This window comes from Phytoactinopolyspora halotolerans (genome assembly GCF_010550675.1).
In the GTDB taxonomy this organism is placed as follows: Bacteria; Actinomycetota; Actinomycetes; order Jiangellales; family Jiangellaceae; genus Phytoactinopolyspora; species Phytoactinopolyspora halotolerans.
Map to the genome: position 1 here is coordinate 162129 of NZ_JAAGOA010000009.1, position 12885 is coordinate 175013.

Genomic DNA, 12885 nt, shown 5'->3' on the forward strand with positions numbered 1-12885 from the left:
CGGGTGGCTCAATGCAGCAGCAACGGGGTGTCACTCTCCGACCGCCGGTACCATCCGAGCCACAGCTGTGGCCGATAGGCTCGCACCGCTTCCTCGATCATCCGGTAGACCGTGTCGTCCAGGGGAAGCATCAGCCGGTAGCGCTGCCCTGGCAGCTGCGGCCACCGGCGCTGCAGCACCCGCGGCTGCAGCGCCGGTGGCCGCTCGAATCGACGTCTTCGGTCCAGCTCCGGCCAGCGGCCGACGGGGCTGGGCTCCCGCTCGTAGATGTCCAGCTGCGGCATGCGCTTCTTCCGGGTTTCCTCGGTCACCGACTGGTAGTACGAGATCCCGATGCCGGCCAGATCGTCCCAGGTGAACTGCGCAGAGTGATGGACGCCCCGCCAGGTGATGCCGGCCTGCTCGATGGTCATCTCCGACCGGCCACCGAGGCGACTGCTGAACCGTCGCACAACTCAGAACCAATGACAGGACGAGGACGAGAATGAAGCCCGCCGCCGCGACCGGAACCCACGCCTCGTCCCCGAGCGGCGATTCGAGACCTGCCACCAGCGCGACCACCCCCATGACGATGGCCAGGCCGAACAACGCGATCCGCACCCTCGCGTGCCGGCGCAACTTATCAGCCAGGTCGATGCTGAACGATGCATCGGCCGGCTCTGTGGCCTCACGACTGCGCTCAGTGGCCATCACCCAGATGTATCGCGTATCGCTATATCGCCGCTGCCGGACGCGAGCGCATGGGCGCATGGAGCGCTGCGCATCTCGATCAGAGCCCTACGACGGCCTGACGTAAAGGTCGTTCTGTGCCCGATTTCGGGCAGATACTTGGCTAAACAAAGGATGCGAGGCATCGTTGTTGCCATCACAAGCCAGAGACGGGATGAGTTGAGGTGGACCAGACGACCGCACATGTGTCCGACGAGGACCTCGTACGACGGATCGCACAGACCACCGGATTGCCGGAGGGCCAAGCGCGGCGTGTCGTCGCCGACGTCGTCGCCCATTTCTCGCTCACCCTCGAGCAATATGTGCGAGGACGTCACCACGAGCTCCAGCTGTACGGCGCCCGCAATGAGGCGATCTTCGATCGGATCGCGACTGAGCTGCGGCACCGGCCCGTGCGGGCGCCCGAGCTGTCGACGCGCCAGTTGCGTCGCATCGTCTACGGGTGATCGCCATGGGTTCCCGCCTCATCACCATCGCCGCGATCTCGAGGCGCAGTACTGCATCGCGCCCATCGTCGTGCGCGACCCGGCGCTCGCGCCCGGCGAACACCGCCCCGGGGAAGGTCGGCGTCCCCACGGCGATCATCAGGAAGCGCGGTGTCACCGGCGGGACCGGCATCAGGGAGGTCGAAGGAAGCGTGGTGTCGCTACCGGGTCTCCAAGTAAGCGTGGTGCGGCCCGCGTCGGATCCGAGGAGGCGTGGTGCCGCTACAGCGCATCCAAGGAGGCTTGATGCGCGCCGAGGCTAGAGCAAGGGAGAAATGATGTGCGGAATCGTCGGATACGTGGGGGCCAAATCGGCTGCACCCATCCTGATCGACGGCCTGGCACGGCTGGAGTACCGCGGTTACGACTCGGCGGGCGTCGCCGTTCTCGGATCCACCAGCCTGCGCGTGCACCGGGACACCGGACGCGTCCGTGACCTGGAGGCGACGCTGCCGAAACGATTCGCCGGCAAGCTCGGCATCGGCCACACCCGCTGGGCCACGCACGGAGCACCGACGCCGGAGAACGCGCACCCACACGTCAGTATGGACGGGCGGGTCGCGGTCGTGCACAACGGCATCATCGACAACGCCGCGGCACTGCGCGCGGCTCTGCAGGCGGACGGCGTCACCTTCTCCTCCGAGACCGACACCGAGGTCTTGGCACATCTGATCGCCCGGGTGCTGGCCAAAGGGGCGGACGGGATCTCCGGCACGGACGGGGACTCCGGCGCCGACGGGGCCCGGCACCGGCCGAGCACCCTCGAGGACGCGGTCCTGACCGCGCTCGATCAGGTCGAGGGCACCTACGGCATCGCAGTCGCATCTGCCGACCACCCGGACCGGATCGTGGTGGCCCGCAACGGCAGCCCGATCATTCTGGGCATCGGAGAGCGCGAGATGCACGTCGCCAGTGACGCCGCGGCCCTGGTCCGATACACCCGTCAGGTCGTCCACCTCGACGACGGCGAGCTGGCCACGGTGCGCGCCGACGGCTACCAGACGTTCACCCGGCACGCCCGCACCACGAAGACGGCGATCACCGTCGACTGGACCGCCGACGATTACCAAGCGGACGGGCACGAGCATTTCATGCACAAGGAGATCGTCGAGCAGCCCGAGGCGGTGCACCGCTGCCTGCGCGGCCGGCTCGACGAGCGGTTCGCGACCGCGCATCTCGGCGGGCTCAACATGGATCCGCGGGAGGCCCGGGAGTTCCGCCGGGTGAAGATCCTCGGCTGCGGCTCCGCCTACTACGCCGGGCAGCTCGGGGCGCAATTCATCGAGGAGGTGGCCCGGATTCCGGCGGATGCCGAGCCGGCGTCCGAGTTCCGCTACCGCAACCCGGTGATCGAGAAGGACACGCTGTACGTGGCGGTCAGCCAGTCCGGGGAGACGTTCGACACCCTGGTGGCCGTCCAGGAGCTCAAGCGCAAGGGCGGACGCGTCGTCGGCCTGGTCAACGTCGTCGGCTCCAGCATCGCGCGGGAGTGCGACGGCGGCATCTACCTGCACGCCGGGCCGGAGGTGGCGGTGGCCTCAACCAAGGCACTGACCAACATGGGCGTGGCGTTCGCGCTGCTCGGCATCCACCTCGGACGGATCCGCGATCTCTCCCCCGCCGACGGCGCGCGCTTGATCGCCGGGCTGCAGCGGCTGCCCGAGCAGATCGAGGCCGTCTTGAAAGACGAGGAACGGCTCGCGTCGATCGCGCGGCGACTGTCCGCCGCGGAGAGCCTGTTCTACATCGGCCGGACCCGCGGTTACCCGGTGGCACGCGAGGGAGCACAGAAGCTGAAGGAGATCTCCTACCGGCACGCCGAGGCTTACCAGACCTCCGAGCTCAAGCATGGCCCGTTGGCGCTGATCAGCCCCGACGTGCCGACCGTGGCGATCGTCCCGGACGACGACCTGGTGGAGCGGAACACCGGCGCGCTGCACGAGATCGCCGCCCGATCCGGCCCGCTGTACGTGGTGACACACCCGGGCGTCGAGCTCGGTGACGTCAGCGCCGAGCCGATCACGGTACCGAAGAATGAGACCGAACTCGATCCGATCGTGCTGACGATCCCGCTGCAGCTACTCGCCTACCACGCGTCCCGCGAACTCGGGCACGACGTGGATAAACCTCGCAACCTGGCCAAGTCTGTCACCGTCGAGTAGTCCGGGGCGACCCAGCACATCCCCATGATCATGAACACTTCCCGTTCATTTAACACGGGTAAGTGTTCATGATCATGGGGAGACGTGCGGAGCGACCTCGGCCGCGACCAGTTCCAGGTGGTCCAGGTCGGACAGGTCGAGCACCTGCAGGTACACCCGGCTCGCGCCCGCCTCCGCCAGCGCGCCGATCCCATCGACCACTTCCTGGACCGTGCCGGCCAGGCCGTTCTGTCGCACCTCGTCCGGCTCCCGGCCGATGGCGGAGGCGCGCCGGGTGAACTCGGCTTCGTCCTTACCGCATGCCAGCACCATCGCCACCGAGTAGACCAGCTCGTCCGGGTCGCGGCCGATCTCCTCGCACGCCTTGCGGACGTTGCCGAACTTGGTGGTGATCTCGGCCTTGGGTGGGAAGCCTAGATTGAACTCGGTGCCGAACCGCGCGGTCAGCTCCGGGGTCCGGCGCGTTCCGTGACCGCCGATGATGACCGGCACCCGCGACTGCGCCGGCTTGGGCAGCGCCGGCGAGTCGGTCACCGTGTAGTGCTCACCGGAGAAGCTGTACTTCTCCCCCACCGGAGTGCTCCACATGCCGGTGATCAACTCCAGCTGCTCGGCGAACAGGCCGAACCGCTTGGACGGGAACGGGACTCCGTGCGCGGTGTGCTCCGCCTCGAACCAGCCCGTGCCCAGCCCGAACTCGACCCGGCCGCCGGACATCTGGTCCACCTGGGCCACCTGCACCGCCAGCAGACCCGGATGCCGGAACGTCGCCGACGTCACCAGAGTGCCGAGCCGGATCCGCGAGGTCTCCCGAGCCAGGCCCGCGAGCGTCACCCAGGAGTCCGTCGGGCCGGGCAAGCCGTCCGTGCTCCCCATCGCGAGGAAGTGGTCCGAGCGGAAGAACGCGTCGAAGCCCAGCCGTTCGGTGGCCTGCGCCACCCGGAGCTGGTCGTCGTAGCTTGCGCCCTGCTGTGGTTCCGTGAAGATCCGTAGTTGCATACGTCAAGCATTTCACGCCGCATGTGACGTGGCGTGCCCTCCCCGATCAGCGTGTGGGAGGGTCAACCGCCGGCGTTTCCGTCCTGGGGTTCCAGCAGGGCCACGCACTCGACGTGGTGCGTCATCGGGAACAGATCGAACGCGCGCAGACCGGTGAGCTGGTACCCGTGTGAAGCGAACGCCGCGACGTCGCGCGCCAGCGCCGCGGGATCGCAGGCAACATAACCCACGGCGCGCGGCCGCCGGCGAGCGATCTCCGCGACCACGGTCAGCTTCGCGCCCGCCCGCGGTGGGTCCAGCACCACCAGGTCGGCGTCCAGCCGGACGTGGCCGGCGTCGCCTCCGCCCCGCCCGCCGCGTGGTTGCCCGGCGCGTCGCGCCCCGCCCCGCCTCCGGCCACCACCCCGTGCACGGTCGTGGCCGGAGGCGTCGCTGCGTCCATCGCCATCGCCGTCGTCGTCGTTGGCGCCACGGGTGTTCGAATCTCTCACCAGCAGGCGTTCGACGTGGCCGGAGAGGACCGTGACGTTCGACAGGTCGGCCAGATTGTGCCGGGCGTCGTCGACGGCGCGCCGGTCGCCCTCCACCGCGATGACCTGGCCGGTCGGCCCGACGCTCTCCGCCAGCGCGCCGACGAACAGCCCGACGCCGCTGTACAGATCCAGGACCCGTTCCCCGGACTGCGGCCGCACCGCATCCAGGACCGCTCGGTTCAGTGTGTCGGCCGCGCCGGGATGGACCTGCCAGAACCCGCTGCCGCTCACCCGCCAGCGCCGGCCGCCTGCGCGTTCGGTGACCTCGGGGCGGCCCTGCACTGGCGTGACGCCGCCGCGGTCACGCGTCACCGCCACGGAGACGTCCTCCGGCAGGTCAGGCAGGTCGACCTCGAGCTGGCCCGGGTCGGCGATGACCAGTCGCTCGCCTGTGCCGGACGTGATCGCCTCCACCGACTCGACACCCGGCCAGCGACGCCTCTCCACCCCGATCGAGCGCACGTCCGGATGCGCGATCAGGCACTCGTCGATCGGAACCACCTCGTGCGAGCGATGGCGACGCAGCCCGGGACGGTCCTGGGCGTCCACCGCATACGTGACGCGGGTGCGCCAGCCGAGGCCGTCATCATCCGCGCGCGCAGGATCCGCACGCACCGGCTCGACCTGGACATCCCAGTCGACGCCCGCCATCCGGGACAGCTGCTCGGCGACCACCGCCGCCTTCAGCCGGCGTTGCGCCGATACCGAGGCGTGCTGCCAGTCGCACCCTCCGCACCGTCCCGGCCCCGCATAGGGGCACGGCGGCTGGACCCGATCCGGCGACGCCGACAGCACCTCCACCGCGTCGGCACGCCAGTACCGGGCGTCCTCGGTGCCCTCCGTGACCACGGCACGGACCCGCTCGCCGGGAAGCGAGTGCCGCACGAACACGGCGCGTCCCTCATGTCGCGCGACGCAGAATCCGCCATGGCCGACTCGCTCGACGTCGACGACGATCTGAGTACCGACCGGATCCACCGTCACAAGCTCCAGACTTCTCAGGCTCCACACCATGACCCACAGGCGATATCTTAAGAAGACCTAGTGGGAGGGTTGAGCGTGCATGTCGTGATCATGGGCTGTGGCCGGGTGGGGTCCACGTTGGCCGGCAGCCTGCAAGCACGAGGCCATTCGGTGGCCATCGTCGACCGTAACCCAGACGCCTTTCGCCGGCTCCGACCGGGGTTCGAGGGGACCACCGTCACCGGCGTCGGCTTCGATCGCGACGTGCTGCAGGAGGCGGGCATCGAGCAGGCCGGCGCTTTCGCCGCCGTGAGCAGCGGCGACAACTCCAACGTCATCTCGGCACGCGTCGCCCGGGAGACGTTCGGCATCACGAACGTCGTCGCCAGGATCTACGACCCGGGCCGGGCCGAGGTCTACGAGCGACTCGGCATCCCCACCGTGGCGACCGTACGCTGGGCGGCCGACCAGGTGTTGCGCCGCCTCATTCCGGAGGAGCTGGAGACCGAGTGGGTGGATCCATCCGGCACCGTTCGGCTGGCGGAGGTGCACATCGGACCGAAATGGTTCGGATCACCGGTGCGCGCCCTGGAGCACGCCTCCGGTGCGCGGATCGCGCTGCTCAATCGCTACGGGCAGGGTCTGATCCCCACCTCCGACACGATCGTGGAAGAGGGTGATCGCGTGCACGCGGTCATTGCCGACACGCGCATTGCCGAAGCGGTCAATATCTTCACCGGCGGCGCCGGTGCCACCGGAGGAGGCCGCTGATGCGCGTCGCCATCGCGGGTGCCGGCAACGTCGGCCGGTCCATCGCCACCGAACTGCTCGACAACGGTCACGAGGTCCTGCTGATCGACCGGGACCCGAAGGCCATCAAGGCGGCCACCGTCCCGTCGGCGGAATGGCTGCTGGCCGACGCATGCGAGATGTCCACGCTGGAGGAGGCGGCGTTGCACCGGTGCAACGTGGCGATCGCCGCCACCGGCGACGACAAGGTCAACCTGGTCGTGTCACTGCTGGCCAAGACCGAGTTCAATGTGGCGCGCGTGGTAGCGCGAGTGAACCATCCGGACAACGAGTGGCTGTTCACCGAGGGCTGGGGCGTGGACGTGTCGGTCTCCACGCCGAGGATCATGAGTGCACTGGTCGAGGAGGCGGTGAGCGTCGGCGACCTGGTCCGGTTGTTCAGCTTCCGCCAGGGCGAGGCCAACCTGGTGGAGCTGACCCTACCCGCGAACGCGCCGATCGCCGGCACCAAGATCAGCGACGTGCGCTGGCCGGAGGACACCTCGCTCGTCTCGATCATCCGGGGCAAACACGTGTTCAGCCCCATGCCTGAACTCGCACTGCAGGTCGGCGACGAGCTGCTGTTCGTCGCGGCCCCGGAGCGGGAGTCGCAGCTGGAGGATCTGCTCTCACCGCATTCCTGAGCAGCCGGAAGAACAGGCTCTTAGGTGGGCTCGGTCCGTCGCTCGCCCTCAGCGGCGGCTGCTGTGGCGGCATCCTCTCTCGCTGCGGTGGCTGCATCCTCCCCGGCAGTGGCGACGGCGGCGTCCCCAGCGGCCGCTGCCGCCGCGTCGTCGGCCGCGGCTTGGCTCTCCGCGACGGCTGCCTGATGCGCGCGGTAAGCGGGCCGGATGATCACCCACGACAGGTAGGCGACCAGGAGGAACAACGGCCAGCTCATCACCAGCCGGGTACCGGCCAGCCAGCCGAGCTGGTCCTCGCCGGCGAAGTACAGCGGCGCCTGCACCGCGAGCCGGAGCGCGAACATCCCTACCCACAACGCGCTGGCCAGCGTGTATGCGCGCATCAGCGCGGGATCCCGGCGCCACGCCATGCCCTGCCCGGTCGCCAGGCCGACCAGGATGCCCAGCAGCGGCCAGCGCACGACGATCGAGACCAGATAGGCGGTGCCGTAGCCGACGTTGATCAACAGACCCGGAAGGAACACATCCTCCGGCTGTCCGGTGCGGTGTGACCAGAACGCCGCGATGCCGAGTCCCAGGAAACCTGCGACGACGTTCTGCAGCGGTTCCCGCCGGATCAGCCGCACCAGGGCCAGCAACGCGCCGACGGCCAGCGCTACCCAGAGCGATACCGTCAGGTTCCGTCCGCCGGCGGAGTACACGACGGTGAACAGCGCCAGCGGAAGGCCCGCGTCCAGAAAGGCCGCAGGGCTCAGCGCGTTCGACGCCCGGAACCGATCGTCCGAAGCGATCGATCCCACCCAGGTGGAACGTCGCCCGCCGTCGGCCGGCCGGTCCTGGTCATCACCCTGCTCGGGTGGACGAGCGGCGCTCACCGAGTCGACTCCGCCCCGTCGGGATCACCGTTGGTGTCCCCACCAGCGGCTCCGGCGTCATCGGCCGGGACGCCGGCCGGGAGTTCGCCCGTCTCCGCGGTCTCCGCCACCGTGGCCTCCTGGCCGGGCTCGTTCTGCGCCGGCGGCCGCAGCGGGATCACCTCGCCCGGGGGCATCGGCGCGTCGCCACGGACGACCACCACCTGACGCACCAGAGCCACCATCTTCTGCAGCGCGGCCGCGTCGGTGATCGCCTTGCCGAGGAAGGTCGCGCGGAGCATCCAGCGCGGGCCGTCGATGCCGGAGACCCGCGAGGGCTGGCGTCCCTCTCGCCCGTCCTTCGTCTTGACCGGCAGCACCATCCGCACCTCGGTGCCGAACGGGCCGGGCCCCTCCTGCACGGAGCCGCCGCGCCGCTGCGCGCTCGTGGAGATCTCCAGCCGGGTCTGCTCCCAGAGTCCGGAACTGCGTGGGGCCGCGACCGCGACAAGCTGGACCGCGGCGTCGTCCAAGCCGAGGATCGCGCTGGTCGCGCGCCCGGATCGCTTGTCCACCTGAAGCTGGAGCTTCATGCCCTGAACAGCCCTGACCAGCAGCCCGCCCAGATCGATGCGGTTCTGCCGGGCCTCCTCGAGGTCGACCTCCGAGGAGTCGAACGGCCCGTTACTGCGGTCCGGCGGCTGCTCGGCAGCGACGCGCTCATCACCGGCCTCGGTGGAGTCGGCGTCCTGCTCTACCGCGGCGCTCCCCGCCTCGCTCGGCTGGTCCCCAGCCTCCTGCTCCTGTCGCCGCCGGCGTCGAAACACCACCGTCTCCTCACATATCGTCGCGCGTCCCACAACTGGCCAACCAGGCGACCCGGCGTGCTGTTACCTGCCGGTCGACCCGTACCCGCCATCGCTCCGCGCCGACCCGGGCAACTGTGTCACCTCATGGAACGTGGCGCGCTCGACACGCTGGATCACCAACTGCGCGATACGGTCTCCTCGTTCGAAGACGGCAGGCTCGCGAAGGTCATGGTTGACCAGCAACACCTTTATCTCGCCACGATACCCCGCGTCGACGGTCCCGGGCGTGTTCACGATGCTCACGCCGAGGCGATGAGCAAGCCCAGAACGAGGATGGACGAAGGCAGCATATCCGGCCGGGAGCGCGATGGCGATGCCCGTACCGACGAGGGCGCGTTCGCCAGGAGCGATCGTCACCGCGTGTGTGGTGACCAGATCGGCTCCCGCGTCCCCGGGGTGGGCATACGACGGCAGCGGCACGTCGTCGTCCAGTCGTGTGACCAGGACGTCGACGGCCGCCGCCGTCGGTTCCGCCGCTGAGTGAGTCCGAAGGCTCTCAGAGGGCGCAGTCACGGCAGATGAACCGTCCGTTGTCCTCCTTGGCCAGCTGGCTCCGGTGGTGCACCAGGAAGCACTGGCTACAGGTGAACTCATCGGCCTGCCTGGGCAGGACCCGTACCGCGAGTTCCTCATTGGACAGGTCCGCACCCGGCAACTCGAGGGCCTCGTTGAGGTCCGACTCGTCGATGTCGACCATGCTGGCCGACGTGTCCATCCGCCGGGTCTTCAGCTCCTCGATGGAGTCCTCGGAGATGTCCTCCTCGGTCTTACGAGGTGCGTCGTAATCGGTCGCCATTCGGCTGTCTCCTTGAATGGGGCGCATATGTGTTATCGGTCGCGGTCCGTGGCGCCGGCTGGTACCACGTTCCGTCGTGCCCTACGTAACGCATGAGAGCCCGTGGTTGTGCCCGGTCCGCGGCCGTGATTCTGCCTGATTTCTTACCCAATCTGCACATCGGCTCGCCGATGTGATGCAGATCATCCGCCCCGAGTGCGATCTGCGCCACATCCGCGCCGCTGACTCGCAGACAGAATAGGCGAAAATGCCGGTCATCTCCGCACAGCCCAGCAACGCGCGCGGCCTGCTCTCAGCTGTTGATCTCCACACGAAACGCACGTCTCGCCGTGTCGAGACCGTTCCGTAACCGAACTCCTCTTGACGGCAGGCGCAACAAGGGCGAAACATCGTAGATGTCGAAGCGCTTCGACTAAGCGTTTCGACACACGGCCGGACGGCACGCATCGTGGCGGCGGTCCGACTGCGGAGAGAGGAGCGCCGATGGCCACCATGAACGACGTCGCCAAGCTGGCGGGCGTCTCAGTGAGCACGGTCTCCTACGCGCTGACCGGAGTCCGCCCGGTCGGAGAGAAGACCCGCGCCCGCATCCAGGCCGCCATGGACCAGCTCGGGTACCAGCCCAACGCGATCGCCCGCAGCCTGGCCAGCCGCCGCACCCGCATCATCGCCCTGTTGTTCCCCGCCATCGAACGCGGACTCTCCGGGACCGCGCTGGAGTTCGTCACTTCGGCCGCCGAGGCCGCCCGTGAGCGTGGCTATCACCTGGTTCTCTGGCCGATCGGCAACGACGAGGTCGCCGAGACCCGCGACCTGCTCCAGCAGCGCCTCGCCGACGGTGTCCTCGTGATGGAGGTGCGTCTCGATGATCCACGGGTGACGCTGCTGCAGCAGAGCAGCACCCCGTTCACGCTCATCGGGCGCACCGCCGAGCCCGCGGGCCTGGACCACGCCGACATCGACTTCGACGCCACCGTGCGGGAAGCCATCGACCACCTGGTCGAGCTGGGCCACCGGAGCATCGCCTTCCTCAGCCACTCCGCCGCCAGCCAGACCGCCGGATACGGTCCGACCATCCGCGCCGGTGAGTCGTTCGAGAAGCACATGGCGGATCGGAACCTCCCGGTCGTGATCCGCCACTGTGACGACTCCGCCGACGCCGGGCGAGCCACCGTCCGTGAACTGGCCGCGTCGCAGCCCGACCTCACCGCCCTGGTGACCATGAACGATGCCGCGACGTTCGGCGCCATGGCGGAGCTGATGGCGCACGGGCAGCGGATTCCGGAGGACTTCTCCGTGCTCTCGATCGTCTCGTCGCCCAAGGTCGGGGCGATGAGCCATCCCCGGCTGACCACCATGTCCGCGCCGGGCACCGAGCTAGGCCGGCTCGGCGTCGCGTCGCTGATCGAACGGATCGAAGGGAACCAGACGGAACCCTTGCACGAACTCATCCCCTGCCGCCTCGATGCACAGGCGACCACCGGCCCCGGCCCGCTGGCCGACGGCAAACTCCCTCCACGGGAGGGCACCTAGCGGCCGCGTCGGACCAGCGGGAGACAGGCAACCGCACCACACCCACAACCCTCCGGACACCTTAAGTGCCCACCCAAGCCCCGATACAAAGGAGTGATCGACCATGACCAGGGCTCGGACACATTCGGTCCGCGGCGCCGCCAGAGCGGGCCGGGTACCGACCAGGAAGCTGCTCGCCGGTACCGCGACCGTCGTCGCCGGTGCTCTCCTGCTCGCCGCCTGCGGCGACGACGACGGAGGCAGCGGTGACGGCGAAACCGCGGGTTCCGGCAGCGGAGAAGGCCAGACGCTCACGCTCTGGCACTACGAGAGCGAGAACGGCGCCATGGGCATCGCCTGGGACGAGGCGATGCGCATCTTCGAGGAGGAGACGGGAGCCACCGTCCAGTTCGAGGAGAAGGCGTTCGAGCAGATCCGGCAGTCGGCCAACATGATCCTCAACACCGACGAGGCGCCGGACATCATGGAGTACAACAAGGGCAACGCCTCGGCCGGCCTGCTGGCATCGCAAGGCCTGCTCACCGACATCACCGCCGCGGTGGAAGAGCACGGCTGGGACGAGATGCTCTCCGAAAGCCTGCAGACCACCGCACGCTACGACGAGCAGGGCATCATGGGTTCGGGCGCCTGGTACGGCGTGCCGAACTACGGCGAGTTCGTCATGGTCTACTACAACAAGGACATGTTCGCCGAGCACGGCGTCGAGATCCCGGAGACCTACGACGAGCTCATCGCCGCCATGGACACCTTCGTCGACGCCGGCGTGACACCGCTGGCCATGTCCGGTGCGGAGTATCCGGCCGGCCAGCTCTTCTACGAGCTGGCGCTGACCCAGGCCGACCGGCAGTTCGTCAACGACTACCAGCTGTACGAGAACCCGGTCGACTTCACCGGCCCGGAGCTCACCTACGGTGCCGAGACGTTCTCGGAGTGGGTGGAGGCCGGGTACATTCCGGGTGACTCCGCCGGGTTGACGGCAGAGGACATGGGCGTCTCGTTCATCTCCGGCGACTACCCGATGCTGTTCTCCGGATCGTGGTGGTACGGGCGGTTCGTGGACGAGATCGAGGGCTTCGACTGGGGCGTCTTCGAATTCCCCGGCTCGGACCTGCATCCTGGCTCCAGCGGCAACCTGTGGGTCGTCCCCACGGCGTCGGAGAACCCGGAGCTCGCGTACCAGTTCATCGAGATCACCATGCGCCCGGAGATCCAGGCGCTGCTCGGGAACAACGGCGGTCTTCCGGTCGCGGCGGACCCGGCCGACCTGGATGACGAGAAGAGCGCCGAGCTCATCTCCCTGTTCAATGAGATCAACGAGGCGGACGGTCTGGCCTTCTACCCGGACTGGCCTGCCCCCGGGTTCTACGACGACCTCGCGTCAGCGATCCAGCAGCTGATCAACTCCAGCGCCTCGCCGCAGGAGGTCTTGGAGCAACTGCAGCTGTCGTACGACACGGGCGTCGAGGACTTCCTCCAGTAGGAAAGCTCGGCCCCATGCAGCGTGGAACCCTCCTCCGTGGGGAGGGTTC

General features: G+C 68.5%; 13 protein-coding genes. 6 read left to right on the top strand and 7 right to left on the bottom strand.

Going from position 1 to position 12885, the window contains the following annotated elements:
• Positions 1-8 precede the first annotated feature (8 nt).
• Positions 9-413, bottom strand: a complete 405-nt coding sequence (locus G1H10_RS14645; protein WP_163738950.1) for a hypothetical protein — start codon at positions 411-413, stop codon at positions 9-11.
• A 480-nt stretch (positions 414-893) separates the two neighbouring features.
• Here G1H10_RS14645 and G1H10_RS14650 point away from each other — a divergent pair, with 480 nt between their 5' ends.
• Together G1H10_RS14650 and glmS are read left to right on the top strand one after the other, a co-directional pair.
• Positions 894-1175 (top strand): hypothetical protein, encoded by a 282-nt coding sequence (locus tag G1H10_RS14650; RefSeq protein ID WP_246219522.1) that lies wholly within the window; start codon positions 894-896, stop codon positions 1173-1175.
• 317 nt (positions 1176-1492) lie between these two features.
• Positions 1493-3376 (top strand): glutamine--fructose-6-phosphate transaminase (isomerizing), encoded by a 1884-nt coding sequence (gene glmS, locus G1H10_RS14655; RefSeq protein ID WP_163738953.1) that lies wholly within the window; start codon positions 1493-1495, stop codon positions 3374-3376.
• A 72-nt stretch (positions 3377-3448) separates the two neighbouring features.
• On the opposite strand, the gene G1H10_RS14660 is transcribed toward glmS, so the two are convergent.
• Entirely contained in the window at positions 3449-4375 is a 927-nt protein-coding gene (locus G1H10_RS14660) for an LLM class F420-dependent oxidoreductase (RefSeq protein WP_163738955.1), read from the bottom strand.
• Between the two features lie 62 nt (positions 4376-4437).
• Positions 4438-5886 carry a class I SAM-dependent RNA methyltransferase gene (locus G1H10_RS14665; RefSeq protein WP_376778620.1) on the bottom strand — a complete coding sequence of 483 codons (1449 nt, stop codon included), beginning with the start codon at positions 5884-5886 and terminating at the stop codon, positions 4438-4440.
• 81 nt (positions 5887-5967) lie between these two features.
• On the opposite strand from G1H10_RS14665, the gene G1H10_RS14670 reads away from it, so the two are divergent.
• A complete protein-coding gene (locus G1H10_RS14670) occupies positions 5968-6642 on the top strand; it encodes a potassium channel family protein (protein WP_163738959.1) in 675 nt (224 codons plus the stop codon).
• Positions 6642-7304: a potassium channel family protein gene (locus G1H10_RS14675; RefSeq protein WP_163738961.1), complete on the top strand. Its 663-nt coding sequence runs from the start codon at positions 6642-6644 to the stop codon at positions 7302-7304. The genes G1H10_RS14670 and G1H10_RS14675 overlap by 1 nt, the downstream gene beginning before the upstream one ends.
• A 20-nt stretch (positions 7305-7324) precedes the next feature.
• Here the strand turns inward: G1H10_RS14675 and G1H10_RS14680 are convergent, their stop codons facing one another.
• From G1H10_RS14680 to G1H10_RS14695, 4 genes are all read right to left on the bottom strand, one after another.
• Complete coding sequence (locus tag G1H10_RS14680; RefSeq protein WP_163738963.1) at positions 7325-8179, bottom strand: DUF3159 domain-containing protein; 855 nt, start codon at positions 8177-8179, stop codon at positions 7325-7327.
• A complete protein-coding gene (locus G1H10_RS14685; protein ID WP_163738966.1) occupies positions 8176-8985 on the bottom strand; it encodes a DUF3710 domain-containing protein in 810 nt (269 codons plus the stop codon). Before G1H10_RS14685 ends, G1H10_RS14680 begins: the two co-directional genes overlap by 4 nt.
• 63 nt (positions 8986-9048) lie before the next feature.
• Positions 9049-9540 (bottom strand): dUTP diphosphatase, encoded by a 492-nt coding sequence (gene dut, locus G1H10_RS14690; protein WP_312856580.1) that lies wholly within the window; start codon positions 9538-9540, stop codon positions 9049-9051.
• The gene (locus tag G1H10_RS14695; RefSeq protein ID WP_163738970.1) at positions 9524-9823 is read right to left on the bottom strand and encodes a DUF4193 domain-containing protein; all 300 of its coding nucleotides are present in this window, start codon (positions 9821-9823) and stop codon (positions 9524-9526) included. Before G1H10_RS14695 ends, dut begins: the two co-directional genes overlap by 17 nt.
• 483 nt (positions 9824-10306) lie before the next feature.
• Here G1H10_RS14695 and G1H10_RS14700 point away from each other — a divergent pair, with 483 nt between their 5' ends.
• Both G1H10_RS14700 and G1H10_RS14705 read left to right on the top strand, forming a co-directional pair.
• On the top strand, positions 10307-11356 hold the full coding sequence (locus G1H10_RS14700; protein WP_163738973.1) for a LacI family DNA-binding transcriptional regulator: 1050 nt from the start codon (positions 10307-10309) through the stop codon (positions 11354-11356).
• 103 nt (positions 11357-11459) lie between these two features.
• Positions 11460-12836, top strand: coding sequence for an ABC transporter substrate-binding protein (locus G1H10_RS14705; protein ID WP_163738976.1), 1377 nt, complete (start codon positions 11460-11462; stop codon positions 12834-12836).
• The last annotated feature ends 49 nt before the right edge of the window (positions 12837-12885 follow it).